We start from the raw sequence: 15,568 nt of genomic DNA, 5'->3' as shown, positions 1-15,568 counted from the left end.
AGTTGTTATTAGTTTTTGATTCAAATCATTGTAATTGATATTAATTTTTTGTCAAAATTTCCCGAAAGTTTTATTCAAATTGAAATTATAAAAAGTCTAAAATACAACCTATGTAACTTTTGGCAGAACTTTTGTTTTTAATCCCTAAAATAAGCATTATGAAAAATACGATAAAAGTAGCTTTAGGATTTGCAGCAGGCGGAGCGCTGATTTTGTTAAATGAATTAAGAAAAAGAAAGAAAAAAAAGGAAAACAAATTCATGGCGCCAGATGGAAACAAGTATCGCAAAAATGAAATGTACAGAAGTGCAGAAGGGGAGATTTTTAAGAATGGCAAAAAACTGCATTTTGAGACGCCGCAACATTTATCTGATGCAAATAATAAAATAGATGCACGGTTTGCGAATAATGGAAAGCAGAATACTCAAGCTCCAAATAGTAATGTCACTTATCACCAACGTGGTGTAAGACATCATTAAATTGATTAAAATTTAATAAACAAATTATGGAAACAGAAAATATTGTCGAAAGACTAAACAAATACGAGTTTGATAACAGTAATGTCTATACAGGTTTCAAATCGGTAGGAGAGGCTAGAAAATTTGCTGAAGAAAGAAATGGAAAACTAGTGGAAGTTGGTTTTCTTGATGGAAATGACAATCCGGTTGAAGATGATTCTCAAAATCTGATTGCTGAGAATAAATATTACAAAGCATTTGCCGGTCCGGATTATAAAATTATTCATTCTGCAGACGAAGGTTTTCAGGAAGTTGCAGAAAAACTAAAAGAAAGAAAAAATGAAGTGACCAGTAAAAGCCCGGATGAAAAATATTTTTCTGATGCAGACTGGCAAATAGAAGAAGACGCAGTAATCGTTCTTTTCAAAGGGGAAATTGAAAATGTTACGTCTCGAGAAAGATCAAAATATCTGATGCATACCAAAGTCTATGAACTCGCAGTAAGCGTTCCAAAATCAGAATAAAATAATTGATTAAAATTTGAAAAAATGGCAGCTGCTAAAAAGTATTCAGATAAAGCTCAGGATAAAGTTGGTAAAGTGATGCACGAATTCAAAGAAGGCAAATTGAAATCAGGTTCCGGAGAAAAAGTGACAAGCAAGAAACAAGCTGTTGCAATCGGAATCTCCGAAGCAAGAGAAAAAGGATTGAAAGTTCGAAAGAGAAAAAATCCAAATAATATGAATCCGGTTTAATCGCCGGATTTTTTTTGTCTGAAAAGTGAGATTCATAAAGATTTCTTCATTTGGAATGATTTGGATTTATTAATAACTTTGCAGACTTATGTCAGATGTAATTTCTCAACCGAAAACCGTTGCGTTTCACACACTTGGCTGCAAACTGAATTTTGCAGAAACATCCACTATTGCCCGCCAGCTCACGGATGCCGGTTATCAAAAAGTCAATTTTGATGAGCCAGCAAAAGTTTATATTATCAACACATGTTCTGTTACAGAAAATGCTGATAAAGAATGTAAACTGCACGTCAAACGCGCTGCAAAAGCAAATCCCGATGGTTTGGTTGCAATCATCGGCTGTTATGCACAGTTGAAACCGGAAGAGATATCTTCAATTACCGGCGTTGATTTGGTTTTAGGAGCAAAAGAAAAATTTAATATTCTGAGTTATCTGGATGATTTGGAAAAATCTGAAAGTCGTGCTGAGATTCATTCTTGTGAGATTGATGAAGCCGATTTTTTTGTGGGTTCATATTCAATTGGCGACAGAACGAGAGCTTTTCTTAAAGTTCAGGACGGTTGTGATTACAAATGTACTTACTGTACGATTCCTTTAGCTAGAGGAATTTCCAGATCTGATACTATCGATAATGTCGTGGCAAACGCCAAAGAAATTGCAGCAAGAGATATTAAAGAAATCGTTTTGACAGGTGTTAATATCGGAGATTATGGAAAAGGCGAATTTGGGAATAAAAAGCACGAACATACTTTTCTGGATCTGATTTCTGAATTGGATAAAGTGGAAGGCATAGAAAGAATCAGGATTTCTTCCATCGAACCTAATCTTCTGAAAGACGAAAGCATAGAATTGGTTTCCAAAAGCAGAAGTTTTGTTCCACATTTTCATATTCCGCTTCAGTCCGGAAGTGATGAATTACTGAAGAAAATGAAACGCCGTTATTTGACGACTTTATACAAAAACCGAGTAGCAAAAATCCGTGAAGTAATGCCGGAAGCGGCGATTGGTGTTGATATAATCGTTGGATTTCCCGGCGAGACAGAAGAGTTATTTATGGAGACTTATAATTTCCTGAATGATCTGCCAATCAGTTATCTGCACGTTTTCACCTATTCTGAAAGAGAAAATACAGAAGCCGCAGAAATGTTCGGTGCAGTTCCAATGCCAGAAAGGAAAAGACGAAATAAAATGCTGAGAATCCTTTCTGAGAAGAAGAAAATGGAATTCTACAGAAGTCAGTTAGGCAGAAAACTGAGTGTTCTTTGGGAGCACGAAAATAAGAATGGAATGATGTATGGCTTTACAGAAAATTATGTGAGAGTTTCCAAAACATTTGAAGCATCGTCTATCAATCAAACTGAAACAATCATCCTTGATAAGATCCTTGAAGAGGGTTGTGTTTCTATAAAAGAAAATCAGTTTGAAGATTTTTTGGCAAAGATTTAATAAAAAATTATAGCAACAAAAAAAGCGGAATATTTGTAAATATTCCGCTTTTGTTTTATTTGAAAAGAAAATTAATCTTCACCAGGAATAACTCTGGTTTTCGTTCTGTAGATCTGGAAATTAAATACAAAACTTCTGTTTGTATATGCATAAATGTTAGCATCCCTTGCAAAAGCTGCTCTCGATGGCACAATAATAACGCCTTGCATATTGTAATCAGCAGAATTGTCTAGGTCAAAAGCCTTGAAATATTTCAACCCTTCTTGTAACCCTTCTATTTCGTAAAAATTTCTACCGTAAGTTGTATTATAAGTTGTATTGTAGTTTTTTAATACAGAACTTTTAACATAAAAATAAGCAGGATCATAAGTCGGAATTCCGGTACCTGCAACATTATTATTAAAAGTGGATTCGTTTTGAAAAGAGATTACATCATTAGTTTTACCGGAAACATAACTTTTTGTAACCTGAAAAATACTGATAACGTCCGTCGGGTTAATAACTTTTCCCGGGTCAGGCTGTGCACCCGTTCTTACAATGTAGATCACACCGGAAGGTAATTTTTCGTGTGGATAAGAAGATAGCTTTGGATAAGCATCATCTGTAGTCACAGTATCATCAAAAGCGACAATAAGACCTTTGCTGTCAAAATAATGTTCATCCATGTATTTGACTGCTGCTGCATCATCATAGGTGTTTTGCTCATCTACAGTAAGTACCACAGTGTCATCTACAACATCATCATCTTTCTTACATCCTTGCAGTACGACCACAGAAAGAACAATTCCTAAAAGTATTTTCTTCATTTTTTTTATTTAATCTTAAATTGCGATTAATTTTTAACGTGACAAAAGTATAAAAAATTATGAGAATAGATAAATTTTTGTGGAGTGTAAGATTTTATAAGACAAGAACTATAGCCACAGAAGAAATAAAAAAGAACAGAGTAAGCATCGGAGAGAAGCCTGTAAAATCATCAAAAGAAGTCAAAGCGGGCGATGTTATCAAAATCAGAAAAAATCAGATCGATTATAAAATAAAAGTTACAGATATCCCGAAAAGCAGAGTAGGAGCTAAGCTTGTAGCTTTGTACGTCATTGATATGACAGAGAAAGAACAGTACGAAATCCTAAAAATGAGAAAGTCATCTCAGGATTATTACAGACAAAAAGGCATCGGCAGACCAACTAAAAAAGACAGAAGGGATATGGATGATTATGTTGTAGATGACGCTTCCGGTGATATGGAAAATGACGATTGGGATGCTTTCTTCAAAGAAAATAAGGATGAGGAGAATTAGATTTGCAGTAATTCTGTGATTTTTTCAGATATTTCGGTTGGATTTTTGAGATCTGTATCAATTGTAAAATGGGCTTGGGAGTAATAGGGATTTCTTTCGAAAAGATGTTTGGCGATAAATTCCGGTAATTCGGAATCTTTTAATTTAGAAACCAATGGTCTTGTGTTTTTTTGTAAAAGAAGCCGATTGCTAAGCGTATTGACAGATGCCCTCAGGAATATGCTTTTGCTTTTTTCATTAATCATATCAATGTTGTTATAGTAAACCGGTGTTCCGCCGCCAAGGCTCAAAATAAGATCCTTTTCAGAATCTAAAAGTTGCTCCAAAATCTGTTTTTCTTCTTTGCGAAAATAGATTTCTCCCTTTTTTTCGAAGATTTCGTGTACGGTCATACCGTGTTCTTCAGAAATTTTTTGATCTAAGTCGATCGATGGAAAATTTATTTTTTTGCTCAAGTTTTTGGAAATGTGAGTTTTACCGCTTCCCATATATCCTAGGAGAGAAATTATCATAATTTTATTTTAAACAAAGTTCCTAAAAAATTTTGAGATTTTAAAAAAAGGCATATCTTTGCACCACTTTAAAACGAAACAGTAATACTGATAGTTTTAAATGTGGCCGACTCGGTAGCTCAGCTGGTAGAGCAATACACTTTTAATGTATGGGTCCTGGGTTCGAATCCCAGCCGGGTCACAGCAAAAAATCCGTAGCGATACGGTTTTTTTTTGCCTGCGTGGTGAAATTGGTAGACACGCCATCTTGAGGGGGTGGTTTCCTAAGGATGTGCTGGTTCGAGTCCAGTCGCAGGCACTGCAAAATAATCGATAAAAGATTTTAATTTCTTAATCATTTATCATTTAAAAAAAGACCGACTCGGTAGCTCAGCTGGTAGAGCAATACACTTTTAATGTATGGGTCCTGGGTTCGAATCCCAGCCGGGTCACAATTTACGCAAGTAAATTTTTTTCATATTAATATTTTGTGATTTGGTGTAGGAACTTCTTGTATAAAGAAGTTCCTTTTTTTATCCAAAGTTCAAATTTCTATTCCAAATGCAGATTGTCAATTAATCTTACATTTCCAACATTCACAACGATAAAGGCCCGGAAGTTTCTATCCTCAGAAAAGAAATCTACTTCTTTCAAAGTTTCTTCATCTGCAATCAGAAAATATTCAAGTTCCATATCTTTTCTCTTAAAGATCTCTTCGACTCTGGTTTTTATTTCGGGAACAGATATTACTTTAAACCATTCGTTTACTTTTTTCAGCGTTTTATAAATAAGAGCAGACGTTTCTTTCTCGATTTCAGAAAGCCGCATATTTCGGGAACTCATGGCAAGTCCGTTTTCTTCCCTGTGGATTTTTACACCGTGGATTTTAATTTTCAGATCAAGAACTTCAACCAGCTTCTCAATAATTTTAAGCTGCTGAAAATCTTTTTCTCCAAAATAGGCGTTGTTTGGCTGTACTTGAACGAACAATTCTTCCACCACAGTTCCGACGCCATCAAAATGTCCAGGTCTTGCAGCGCCTTCCATTTCGTTTTCTATCCCTCCGAAATCATAATGTTTTCTATCCATTCCGTTTGGATAGATATCTTCAACTCTCGGTATATATAAGGCATCAACAAGATTGGAATCTTCTAATTTCTTAACGTCATCTTCCACTGTCCTTGGATATTTTTCCAGGTCTTCGGGATTGTTGAACTGTGTCGGGTTTACAAAAACCGAAGAGATGACGATGTCATTTTCCTGCCTTGCTTCTTTATAAAGCGAGATATGACCTGCGTGTAAAGCTCCCATCGTGGGCGCAAATCCAATAGTTTTATGTTGCTCTTTTTGAGTTTTTATATATCCGGAGAATGAGTGACTATCATAGAAAACCTGCATGTTTGTAGTGTTTATTAAACCAAAGGTAATAGTTTTTACCAATTCCGTTGAATAGATAAACCTAAATAATTAATGGATTTGAATATTTTTTGGTGCGATATTCAATGTTTGAGAAGTAATGTGATTAAAATAATTATATTTTATACTGAAAATTAACATTTGAAGACAATTAACTGGTTGATAATTAGCGTATTTTGAATAAGTCTATTAATATTATTGAAAATAAATATTTTGATTTAATTTTTTGTAATTTTGCAAAATGAAGATTTTATACTTCATTTAAAGTAAATTATATGCCTAATCAAAAGATTTTATACGTTACTACAGAGATGTACCCTTATCAGGAAGATACAAACATGGGAAGTTTGGTACACAAGATGGCTCTGAAAATGCACGGAAGTGGTAACGATGTCAGGGTTTTTATGCCTAGATTCGGACAAATAAGTGAAAGAAAATTCCAGCTTCACGAAGTAATCAGACTTTCCGGGATGAACATTATTATTAATGATCTGGACCAGCCCCTGATTATAAAAGTTGCCTCTTTGCCAGGCGAGCGTCTGCAGGTTTATTTTATCGATAATGAAGAGTATTTTAAAAGAAAACAATACTATTTCGATGACGAAGGTAAAGCGTTCGAAGATAATAACGAAAGAGCAGTTTTCTTTGCCAGAGGCGTTATTGAAACGATCAAGAAACTAAACTGGGTTCCGGATGTAATTCACCTGAATGGGTGGATGTCTTCTTTAATCCCAATCTATTTGAAAACTTATTACAAGGACGATACTTATTTCAACGACACCAAAATCGTACTTTCTGTTTACAACGAGGAAGATATTGAGCTTAACAGCAACACAAAAGAAATTCTGGCTTTTGATAATATTTCGGATTTGGAATCGTTAGATAATCCAAGCTTCCTGAATTTTGTAAATGCTAGTATGCAATACGTAGATGTTATCGTAAAAGGGAACGAGTTCTTGGAGGAGAAATTAGAAGAAGCGTACGGGAAAGCTGATGCCGAGAAATCGGAATATTTGAGTGCTGATTCTATAGCAACAGTTTATTAATACTATTTTTTATAATGATAAAAATAAAAACTTTGATGAAGATGATCCCGTTTTTGGTAATGGGAATGTTGGTTTTAAATTCTTGTGAGGGAGAACTTGATGATTTAGGTTCACAGTTGGTAGATGGAAATGCGGCGGATGGATTTGATAAAGCATACAGTCTTATTGCATATAATATCAATAATGGAGATTTAATACGTTCCGATGCTTCGAAATTGGATAGTGTTAGAATAGGTGCCTTTAGTGAGTCTGTATTTGGAGGACAAAAAGTCTCTTATATTACTCAGGTCAGATTGGATACTTATGATCCTGACTTTGGAACCAACCCGGTTATAGATTCTATTGTTCTTACTCTGAAGCCAAAATATGAATCTGCTACAGACTCCATTACTACAACTACTAATGAAGATTATATCTATCCGGATGGTCAGGTGGCTGCTAAAAAAGTAGTTACAACTTATCCTGTAAGTAAATATGGTAAAGCAAAAATCGGCGGTCAAAAAACTAATTTTACGTTAAAGGTTCATGAGGTTAATGACTTCCTTGGAGGTACTTCCGATTCTCTTAATTCCAATAAAGCAATTGCGTTAGGCGCAGAGATTGGATCTAAGGCTTTTGATGGTACAGTTAATTCTGTGGTTATCACAAAAGACTCCGATGCTACGGAATTGGTTAATCGTTCTGCTTCATTGCGTATCCCGCTTGACAAAACTTTTTTCCAGGATAAGATTATTGCTAAAAAAGGAAATCAGGTTCTTAAAGATGCGGCTTCTTTCATAAGATATTTCAAAGGTATCAGCATTTCTGTAGTGGAAAATGATGGCTATTTATTTTCTATGGCTCCGAATGATGCCGGAATTATCATTTATTATAAAAATGATGTCACCACCAACGGTGTAGTAACCCGTACAAAAGCAGAGACCACTTTGAATTTGGGTGCATCTAACGTGCATTTCAGTAGCATAACTTATAATAGACCGGCTTCATATACGTCCGCTATGTCTGCAATAGGGTCTCCAAACGATACAAATGGTGATCCCCTTATCTATGCACAAGGGATGGGAGGAGCTAGTTTCGGACTTAAAATTCCTGCTTCAACAATCATAAAGTTGAAAAACAGATTTAGAGACGAAAAAATTGCAATTGTATCTGCTAAAATAAGAATTTATAATGATGAAGCCAGCTGGAATAATTCTTACAAAAAGCCTTATAGCCTGTTGGTAAAAGAAAAAGACTCAACGAGATTTCTTCCGGATATGACAGATTTGGCCAATGCAGGATATTCATTGATAAAGACGGCAAATCTATCTACCAAAGATGCTTACTATGATATTGGTATTACCTCTTCTCTGAAAAAAATTATTGAGGATGGTAATTATGATACTACGAAAATTACGGCTAAAGATTTTACTATAAATCTTGGAAGTTATCTTGCCAACTCATCTACCGGTCAGCTTTTAGGGCAATCTTATAATAACAGAGCATATACTCCTTACCGTATTGTTTTTAAAGGAACAGATTCTAATAATACAGGTGAGGAAATTATAAATTCTAAGAACGCTCAACTTAGATTAATATTCACAAAAAAATAAAATACAATATGTGTGGAATTGTAGGATATACAGGATTTCGTGATGCTTATGAAATTGTTATCAATGGACTGCGTCGCTTAGAATATCGAGGATACGATAGTGCCGGTGTTATTTTAGAAACTGAGAATGGAGAATTCGAAGTCAAAAAAACAAAAGGTAAAGTTGACGATCTTGTTGCTATTTCAAAATCTTTGAAAAGTACATCCAAAATAGGAATGGGACATACCAGATGGGCAACACATGGAATACCAAGTGATAAAAACTCTCATCCCCACCTTTCTAACAACGGAAAAATTGCTTTGGTTCATAACGGTATCATCGAAAATTATGATACTATTAAGACAATGCTTATCAATAAAGATTTCGACTTCCATTCAGAAACTGATACAGAAGTTCTTGTGAATCTTATCCAGTATTTTATGGATAAAGAACCAACTTTGGAATTTCCGGAAGCAGTTAGATATGCCTTGAATGAAGTTTATGGTGCTTATGCGGTTTCCGTTTTGCACGATGACTTTCCAGGACAATTGGTCGTTGCAAGATTAGGATCACCGTTGGCGATTGGTATCGGTGATGACGAATATTTTGTTGCTTCTGATGCTTCTCCTTTTGTAGAATTTACAAAAGAAGCAGTATATCTGGAAGAAGGACACATGGCAACCATATCACTTGGGTCAGGGATAGATATCAGAACCATAAAAGAAAATACGAAAATTGAACCTGCAGTACAGGAATTGAGACTCAATCTTGAACAGATAGAAAAAGGAGGTTACGAACATTTTATGTTAAAAGAAATATTCGAACAACCAAAATCTATTTTAGATACGATGAGAGGTCGATTACTTGTAGATGAAGGGATTATAAAAATGGCAGGCATCTGGGATCATCTGGAAAGATTGACCAATGCCGAACGAATTATCATTATTGCTTGTGGAACTTCTTGGCACGCAGGACTTATCGGAGAATATCTGATCGAAGAGTTTGCAAGAGTTCCTGTTGAAGTAGAATATGCATCAGAATTCCGATACAGAAATCCAATTATAAACTCCAAAGATGTTGTGATAGCAATATCACAATCCGGAGAAACCGCCGATACAATGGCAGCTATAAAATTGGCCAAGGAAAAAGGTGCTTTCGTATTCGGAATCTGTAATGTAGTAGATTCTTCTATTGCCAGATATACTGATGCAGGAGCATATACACATGCTGGCCCGGAGATTGGTGTTGCTTCTACAAAAGCATTTACAGCTCAGCTTACTATTTTATCTTTGCTTGCAATCAAGCTTGGGAATCATAATGGTAATTTAGGGAAAGCAGATTTTATGAGGCTAATTACAGAATTAGAAGCTATTCCTAAAAAAGTAGAAGATGTTTTGAATTCTGTGGATAGTGTAGTGAAAGATATTGCATCTAAATTTGTAGAGGCTACAAACTTCCTATATCTCGGAAGAGGTTATAATTTTCCTGCAGCATTGGAAGGCGCACTTAAGCTTAAGGAGATCTCTTACATCCACGCAGAAGGCTATCCTGCTGCCGAAATGAAGCATGGTCCGATCGCATTGATCGATGAGAATATGCCAATTGTTATCATCGCTCCAAAAATTGGACATTATGATAAAATTGTAAGCAATGTTCAGGAGATCAAAGCCAGAAAAGGAAAAGTTATTGCAATTATAAATAAAGGCGATGTACAGGTAGCAGCAATGGCTGACTATATTATTGAGATTCCTGAAACTTCAGAATGTTTCTCACCTATCTTAGCATCAGTGCCTTTACAACTTTTAGCTTATTATATTGCAGTGGAAAGAGGTGCTAATGTAGATCAACCTAGAAACCTTGCAAAATCCGTAACTGTAGAATAATTTCACTGTTTGTGAAATATTCTTTAACAAATTACGTTTTCAATAAAAATTGATAATTATTCATAAAAAAAATTATATATTTACCGCTTAATTTCTTTAAAATAGGATGAAAAGGATATTACTAATATTATTATCAACAACGGTTATTGTTTCTTGTTCGAAAGGAGGAGGAAAGGGTATAACTGGAAACCCTGGTGTTAAGGGAGAGCTGGTTCCAAGAGGATCATCAAAATCATTTATTGCAGAAAGACCGTATGGAATGGTTCCAATCCCTGGTGGATCTTTTGTAATGGGAATGGCTGATCAGGATTTTTCGGCTACACCAGAAAAAGCAATGCCTAAAACCGTAACGGTATCTTCCTTTTTTATGGATGAGACAGAGATTACAAATGCAGAATACAGGTTGTTCATCAATGCAGTTAGAGATTCCATCGCAAGAGGTTTATTAGCAGAAGCTGCTGGTGAAGGTGGTGGAGACGGAGAAGGTGGAACAGGAGGATCTATTAGCGATTTTGCTTACGCTTCCAAAAAAACCGGAGATGAAGCAACCCCGTATCAAAAATATTTGGAGTCTCAAGGTGGAAGAGATGGTTATGACGAATCTAAAAAATTAGATAAGAAAGTACCATTGACATATAATACTTCTGCTTATCCTGACGAAAAATATGCTGAAGTTTTAGAATCGATGTATTTGCCGGCAGATAAAAGAATCAATAATGAAAGAATTATTGACTGGTCCAAAGTAAAATATTCTTACCAGTGGGAAGATGTAATGTCTGCTGTTAAAGATAAAGATAGAGGAGCCAACTATCTTAAAAAAGAAAGTATCGCTGTTTACCCGGATACAACTGTTTGGGTTAAGGATTTCAGCTACGCGTATAACGAGCCTTTGTTTGATCAGTATTTTTGGCATCAGGCTTACAAAGAATATCCGGTTGTAGGTGTTACATGGGATCAGGCAAGAGCATTTTGTGATTTCAGAACCAAAATGAAAACGGATTATAATAATAGTCTTAAAAAGAAAAAACAAAAATCAATGAGATTCCGTCTTCCTACAGAAGCTGAATGGGAATATGCTGCCAAAGGTGGTATCCAGAATGCGACTTACCCTTGGGGTGGTCCTTATCTACAGGATGACAGAGGATGTTATTTGGCAAACTTCAAACCTAAAAGAGGTACTTATATAGAAGACGAGAAAAAAGGTAATTATACTTATACTGCTCCTGTTAAGAAATTCCTTAAAAATGGTTACGGATTATATGATATGGCAGGTAACGTTTCCGAGTGGACAGAGTCGCCTTATAATAATTCAAGCTACGAATTCTCTTCAACTTTGAACCCAAATCTTTCGAATCAATCTTATAGAGAAATTAAAAAAACTGTAAGAGGAGGATCTTGGAAAGATGCAGGCTACTTACTAATGACAGGATATAGAGATTGGGAAAGAAAAGATTCTGCAAGAAGCTTTATCGGATTCAGAACAATTCAGGATATCCCATCCGGAGCTGGCAAATTTAAAAGAACAACTAAATAATTAACTAACTATTACTAACTAAAAATTTTAAAAGAAATGTTTAAAACTAAGGATTCAATAACGAATTTTATCTATTCATTCGGTGCAGCTATCGTAATTTTGGGAGCTTTATTTAAAATGACACACTGGCATGTAGGTTTCATTACTGGTAACGTTGCTCTTGCAGCTGGTTTGATAACTGAGGCCCTTATCTTCTTATTCTTTGCATTTGATCCACCTGCTGCTGAAGAGCATTATGCTTGGGAAAATGTTTACCCAGAATTATTAGACGAAACTGCAGAAAGACAGCCTAAAAAAGTTGTAAGCAAAGTAGAAAACAAAGAACTAGAAGTGTCATTGTCTGATAAACTTGATAAAATGTTGGCTGATGCGAAACTTGATGTTAGCTTATTTGAAAGACTAAGAGGAGGAATTGATAAATTCTCATCTTCTGTAGATCAGATCAACCAAACAGTAGATGTTTCTGCTTCTACTCACAAATATAACGAGCAACTTAATATGGCTGCTTCTCATTTGGAAAGTATGAATGCTTTGTATGCACTTCAATTGGAGCAAGGACAAAAACAATCAGAATTCAGTAAAAAATATGTTGAAGATATTCAAAAATCTGCAGCACATTCTGAGAAATTCAACGAAGAATTACAAGGCTTAACAGGTAATCTAAATAATCTTAATAGAGTTTATGGTGGTATGCTTAGCGCAATGAAGTCTTAATCACTATCATTTTAATTTTTGTTTAACAATTAATTTAATTTATTAAAATGGCAGGAGGCAAACAGACACCACGTCAGAAGATGATTAACCTGATGTACTTGGTTTTCATTGCGATGCTCGCAATGCAGATCGATCAGGAAATCATCAGATCATATAAAGACACAAACGATTCTTTGACCAATACAAGAAAAGATATCGTTGAAAGTAAAAATAAAATTTTCTATATGACCCTAAAGGAGAAAGCGAAAACTTCTCCTGAAACATATGGACCACTACAATCACAATACGAAGGATTATCTAGTAAAACAGATGCTCTTGTTAATTTGATCGAAGGATACAAAGGATCAATGAGTACTCAAGCAGAGTATAATACTGATCTTGCTGTTGAAGAGAGTTTTACAGCACTTAATAATACAGAGCCGGCTACAACTTTATTCTTTAAAGATGGAGATGAAAAAAATTCTTCTGCTCAGGCAGCCGAATTGAAAAATAAAGTAGATGAATTAAGAACTTATATCACTACTACTTTTGGATCTAATCCCCAATTGAAAGCAGTTTCTGACAGAGCACAAAAAAATCTTTGGGCAGAATTTCCTAAAGGTGACAAAAGAGCTAAAAGTGGAAAGAACTGGTTTCAGTACAAATTCTATAATCAACCTTTGATTGCAGCGCTTTCAAATCTTGAATTGATAGAATCTGAAGCTAGAAATTTACAAGCTGATGCAATCTCAGCAATGTTGCAGGAAAAAGTTGATGCTGATATCAAGTTCAATGCTTACGAAGCTTTGGTATCTGGACCTAGCTCAATTATGAAAGGAGAAACAGCTCAGATCAAAGTTGCTATAGGTACTTTTGCTAGTACTGTTCCAGGACTTAGTATTTCTGGTGTTCAGAGAGTAGAAAATGGACAAGGTATTATTACTCCAAATACAGGGACTCCTGGTGAGCAAAAATTTGGTGGTGAGATTTCTTTTACAGATGCTAATGGTAAAGTTATAAAATTACCATACAGCCATACATTGACTGTTGTTTCTGGTCAGGAAGCTCTTAAAGAACAAAGTGGTGCAATCTTAGCAGCTGATAAAATGAACGTTTTATATAGAGGTTTAGCTAACCCGGTTTCCGGATCAATCCTTGGAGCAGATCTTAATGCTACAACTTTATCAGCAGCTGGTGCAGCTGTAAGTGGTGGTAAAGGAAAATGGACTGTTACGCCTGGAGCTGGAACGACTGTTAAGTTAACAATCTCTGGAAAAGCACCAAGTGGTAAAATGATTACCCAAGGTTTTGATTTCAGAATCAAGAATATCCCTCCACCAAGAGGTCAGATCAGAGGAGCAAGCTATGTTTCTATGCCTGCAGCTTCTATCTCTAAGCAGACTCTTACGGCGACATTGCCAGACTTTGATTTCCCTGTAACATTTGATGTTGTAAGTTTCAAAGTTAAAGTTTCTGGTAAACCGGTAATGCCAATCAACGGTAGTTCTCTTGGACAGGTTGAAGGCCTTACAAAGGGACTTAGAAGTGGAGACGTAGTTACAATATTTGACATCCAGGCGAGAGCTAACGGTTTAAATGGAGTGGTTCTTCCAAACATCGGTAACGTTATCGTAAACGTACTTTAATAGAACTATAAAAAGTTTGATTGATTTTTTTACTATTCAATATTTATTATGAAAAAGATTATATATAGTTTAATTTGTCTTTCCTCAACAATGGTTTTTGGTCAGAATAGCATTCTTAATGCTAGCTCTCCCCAAACATTCAGAGAAGAGCGTGAAGTTAAAAAAGACAGTATAGGAAAACCTCTTAAGTACAGCTTTATCGAAGATAAAGACATCTTAAGAAGCATGGTTGTTTGGGAAATTATTGATATGAATGACAAAATCAATCAACCTTTTTACCATAATGCAGATGGACTGGTCTCGCAAAATAAATCACTTTATCAGGTTCTTTTAGATGCTGTGAATAATGGCAAAATAAAGGAAGTCTATCAAGGTGATGATTTTACAACAAGGCTTACTCCGGAACAAATTGTTTCTGCAACATCTGCAGTTCAGGTGGCTGATTACTTTTCTCAGACTTTGAATGAAAACAAGATAGAAGAAGCGTCTGCAAATAACCTTAAGAAGTATTTTACTTCTGCTATCAATTCTACAGATGCGGATATCAGTTCTATCAAATCATTTTATGGTTCCAGATTAGAAGATGTACTTTTGTATAATGACGGATCTAGTCCCGTAACAGAAGAAGCTCCTGCAGAAGAAGCAACAACTACAACCAAAAAAGGTAAGAAGAAAAAAGCAGCTAAAAAAGCTGCGCCAAAAGCTGTAAACATTGCGCCTGGTACCGTTCTTGTAAAATTGGATGGAAGCTGGTACAAAATCAACAGAAATGATATTTCTTCAAATGTTGATAAGATTGTAACTGGTACAGAAAAAGTAAAAGCACTTAAGTTGATGGGTATGTGGTATGTCGATAAAAGAGATACTCAGCTTAGATACAGACTACTTGGTATAGCTGCAATGGGAGAAGATCCTAATGCTGCAAAACTTAGAGCATCTCAGGCACAGGCTTTAGCAGAAGCTGGTCAGCCAGTTGATAATTTAGGTGGTGGTGCCGAAGATCTAATTGATCTTTTCTGGATCTATTATCCGGATGCAAGACAGGTTTTGACGACTAACTATATATTCAATGCTAAAAATTCTAGTTCTGATATTAGTTATGACGATGTCCTTAATGCAAGAAGATTTTCATCTGTAATTTATAAATCTGATAATGGTCTTGGAAGAGGTGGAAGTGGAGTAATCGACGAGTACATCCCTAACGATGCAGACGGACAATTAGATGAGAGTGACAGAATCAAAGCACAGATTCTTCAAATGGAAAATGATTTGTGGAATTACTAATATTTCTCATATTGCAAATAGAAAAACCTGAGTATCTTTACTCA

Annotated in this window: 15 protein-coding genes and 3 tRNA genes; 15 read left to right on the top strand and 3 right to left on the bottom strand. The window is 35.4% G+C overall.

Annotated features, from left to right (window positions below; all coding sequences use genetic code 11):
* Positions 1-158: 158 nt before the first annotated feature.
* From ACFJGY_RS15090 to mtaB, 4 genes are all read left to right on the top strand, one after another.
* Positions 159-479: a hypothetical protein gene (locus ACFJGY_RS15090; RefSeq protein WP_379965421.1), complete on the top strand. Its 321-nt coding sequence runs from the start codon at positions 159-161 to the stop codon at positions 477-479.
* Between the two features lie 26 nt (positions 480-505).
* Positions 506-982, top strand: coding sequence for a hypothetical protein (locus ACFJGY_RS15085; RefSeq protein ID WP_379965418.1), 477 nt, complete (start codon positions 506-508; stop codon positions 980-982).
* Between the two features lie 24 nt (positions 983-1,006).
* A complete protein-coding gene (locus ACFJGY_RS15080; protein WP_379965415.1) occupies positions 1,007-1,213 on the top strand; it encodes a DUF6496 domain-containing protein in 207 nt (68 codons plus the stop codon).
* A gap of 88 nt (positions 1,214-1,301) precedes the next feature.
* The gene (gene mtaB, locus ACFJGY_RS15075; protein WP_379965412.1) at positions 1,302-2,660 is read left to right on the top strand and encodes a tRNA (N(6)-L-threonylcarbamoyladenosine(37)-C(2))-methylthiotransferase MtaB; all 1,359 of its coding nucleotides are present in this window, start codon (positions 1,302-1,304) and stop codon (positions 2,658-2,660) included.
* Between the two features lie 71 nt (positions 2,661-2,731).
* Here mtaB and ACFJGY_RS15070 read toward each other — a convergent pair whose 3' ends face one another.
* Positions 2,732-3,466 (bottom strand): hypothetical protein, encoded by a 735-nt coding sequence (locus tag ACFJGY_RS15070; RefSeq protein ID WP_379965409.1) that lies wholly within the window; start codon positions 3,464-3,466, stop codon positions 2,732-2,734.
* Between the two features lie 59 nt (positions 3,467-3,525).
* On the opposite strand from ACFJGY_RS15070, the gene ACFJGY_RS15065 reads away from it, so the two are divergent.
* Positions 3,526-3,960, top strand: a complete 435-nt coding sequence (locus ACFJGY_RS15065) for an RNA-binding S4 domain-containing protein (RefSeq protein ID WP_379965406.1) — start codon at positions 3,526-3,528, stop codon at positions 3,958-3,960.
* Here the strand turns inward: ACFJGY_RS15065 and ACFJGY_RS15060 are convergent.
* On the bottom strand, positions 3,957-4,472 hold the full coding sequence (locus ACFJGY_RS15060) for a shikimate kinase (protein WP_379965403.1): 516 nt from the start codon (positions 4,470-4,472) through the stop codon (positions 3,957-3,959). The two genes, ACFJGY_RS15065 and ACFJGY_RS15060, sit on opposite strands and share 4 nt — an antisense overlap.
* A 108-nt stretch (positions 4,473-4,580) precedes the next feature.
* Here ACFJGY_RS15060 and ACFJGY_RS15055 point away from each other — a divergent pair.
* From ACFJGY_RS15055 to ACFJGY_RS15045, 3 genes are all read left to right on the top strand, one after another.
* Positions 4,581-4,653: transfer RNA gene (locus tag ACFJGY_RS15055), tRNA-Lys, on the top strand.
* A gap of 34 nt (positions 4,654-4,687) precedes the next feature.
* Positions 4,688-4,770 (top strand) — tRNA-Leu (locus tag ACFJGY_RS15050).
* A 60-nt stretch (positions 4,771-4,830) separates the two neighbouring features.
* Positions 4,831-4,903, top strand: a tRNA-Lys gene (locus tag ACFJGY_RS15045).
* A 100-nt stretch (positions 4,904-5,003) separates the two neighbouring features.
* Here ACFJGY_RS15045 and panC read toward each other — a convergent pair.
* Positions 5,004-5,849 carry a pantoate--beta-alanine ligase gene (gene panC / locus ACFJGY_RS15040; RefSeq protein ID WP_379965400.1) on the bottom strand — a complete coding sequence of 282 codons (846 nt, stop codon included), beginning with the start codon at positions 5,847-5,849 and terminating at the stop codon, positions 5,004-5,006.
* A 293-nt stretch (positions 5,850-6,142) separates the two neighbouring features.
* Between panC and ACFJGY_RS15035 the strand changes: the two genes are divergently transcribed.
* From ACFJGY_RS15035 to gldN, 7 genes are all read left to right on the top strand, one after another.
* The gene (locus ACFJGY_RS15035; protein WP_379965397.1) at positions 6,143-6,913 is read left to right on the top strand and encodes a glycogen/starch synthase; all 771 of its coding nucleotides are present in this window, start codon (positions 6,143-6,145) and stop codon (positions 6,911-6,913) included.
* Between the two features lie 14 nt (positions 6,914-6,927).
* Positions 6,928-8,505 (top strand): DUF4270 family protein, encoded by a 1,578-nt coding sequence (locus ACFJGY_RS15030; RefSeq protein ID WP_379965394.1) that lies wholly within the window; start codon positions 6,928-6,930, stop codon positions 8,503-8,505.
* Between the two features lie 8 nt (positions 8,506-8,513).
* On the top strand, positions 8,514-10,367 hold the full coding sequence (glmS, locus tag ACFJGY_RS15025; RefSeq protein WP_379965391.1) for a glutamine--fructose-6-phosphate transaminase (isomerizing): 1,854 nt from the start codon (positions 8,514-8,516) through the stop codon (positions 10,365-10,367).
* 106 nt (positions 10,368-10,473) lie between these two features.
* The gene (gene gldK / locus ACFJGY_RS15020) at positions 10,474-11,901 is read left to right on the top strand and encodes a gliding motility lipoprotein GldK (protein WP_379965388.1); all 1,428 of its coding nucleotides are present in this window, start codon (positions 10,474-10,476) and stop codon (positions 11,899-11,901) included.
* Positions 11,902-11,937: 36 nt separating this feature from the next.
* The gene (gene gldL, locus ACFJGY_RS15015; protein WP_379965386.1) at positions 11,938-12,615 is read left to right on the top strand and encodes a gliding motility protein GldL; all 678 of its coding nucleotides are present in this window, start codon (positions 11,938-11,940) and stop codon (positions 12,613-12,615) included.
* Between the two features lie 47 nt (positions 12,616-12,662).
* Positions 12,663-14,240 carry a gliding motility protein GldM gene (gene gldM / locus ACFJGY_RS15010; RefSeq protein ID WP_379965383.1) on the top strand — a complete coding sequence of 526 codons (1,578 nt, stop codon included), beginning with the start codon at positions 12,663-12,665 and terminating at the stop codon, positions 14,238-14,240.
* Positions 14,241-14,288: 48 nt separating this feature from the next.
* On the top strand, positions 14,289-15,524 hold the full coding sequence (gldN, locus tag ACFJGY_RS15005; protein WP_379965380.1) for a gliding motility protein GldN: 1,236 nt from the start codon (positions 14,289-14,291) through the stop codon (positions 15,522-15,524).
* Positions 15,525-15,568 lie beyond the last annotated feature (44 nt).

The sequence above is a fragment of the Epilithonimonas sp. UC225_85 genome, from assembly GCF_042695135.1.
In the GTDB taxonomy this organism is placed as follows: domain Bacteria; phylum Bacteroidota; class Bacteroidia; order Flavobacteriales; family Weeksellaceae; genus Epilithonimonas.
Note: the sequence above shows the minus strand (reverse complement) of the source record. Positions and strands in the feature narration are given on the sequence as shown.

Coding starts and splice junctions, on each gene's coding strand:
- panC (WP_379965400.1), bottom strand. CDS start 5,849: ATGCAGGTTTTCTATGATAGTCACTCATTCTCCGGATATATAAAAACT.
- ACFJGY_RS15065 (WP_379965406.1), top strand. CDS start 3,526: ATGAGAATAGATAAATTTTTGTGGAGTGTAAGATTTTATAAGACAAGA.
- ACFJGY_RS15085 (WP_379965418.1), top strand. CDS start 506: ATGGAAACAGAAAATATTGTCGAAAGACTAAACAAATACGAGTTTGAT.
- ACFJGY_RS15090 (WP_379965421.1), top strand. CDS start 159: ATGAAAAATACGATAAAAGTAGCTTTAGGATTTGCAGCAGGCGGAGCG.
- gldN (WP_379965380.1), top strand. CDS start 14,289: ATGAAAAAGATTATATATAGTTTAATTTGTCTTTCCTCAACAATGGTT.
- gldK (WP_379965388.1), top strand. CDS start 10,474: ATGAAAAGGATATTACTAATATTATTATCAACAACGGTTATTGTTTCT.
- mtaB (WP_379965412.1), top strand. CDS start 1,302: ATGTCAGATGTAATTTCTCAACCGAAAACCGTTGCGTTTCACACACTT.
- glmS (WP_379965391.1), top strand. CDS start 8,514: ATGTGTGGAATTGTAGGATATACAGGATTTCGTGATGCTTATGAAATT.
- ACFJGY_RS15030 (WP_379965394.1), top strand. CDS start 6,928: ATGATAAAAATAAAAACTTTGATGAAGATGATCCCGTTTTTGGTAATG.
- ACFJGY_RS15035 (WP_379965397.1), top strand. CDS start 6,143: ATGCCTAATCAAAAGATTTTATACGTTACTACAGAGATGTACCCTTAT.
- ACFJGY_RS15080 (WP_379965415.1), top strand. CDS start 1,007: ATGGCAGCTGCTAAAAAGTATTCAGATAAAGCTCAGGATAAAGTTGGT.
- gldM (WP_379965383.1), top strand. CDS start 12,663: ATGGCAGGAGGCAAACAGACACCACGTCAGAAGATGATTAACCTGATG.
- gldL (WP_379965386.1), top strand. CDS start 11,938: ATGTTTAAAACTAAGGATTCAATAACGAATTTTATCTATTCATTCGGT.
- ACFJGY_RS15060 (WP_379965403.1), bottom strand. CDS start 4,472: ATGATAATTTCTCTCCTAGGATATATGGGAAGCGGTAAAACTCACATT.
- ACFJGY_RS15070 (WP_379965409.1), bottom strand. CDS start 3,466: ATGAAGAAAATACTTTTAGGAATTGTTCTTTCTGTGGTCGTACTGCAA.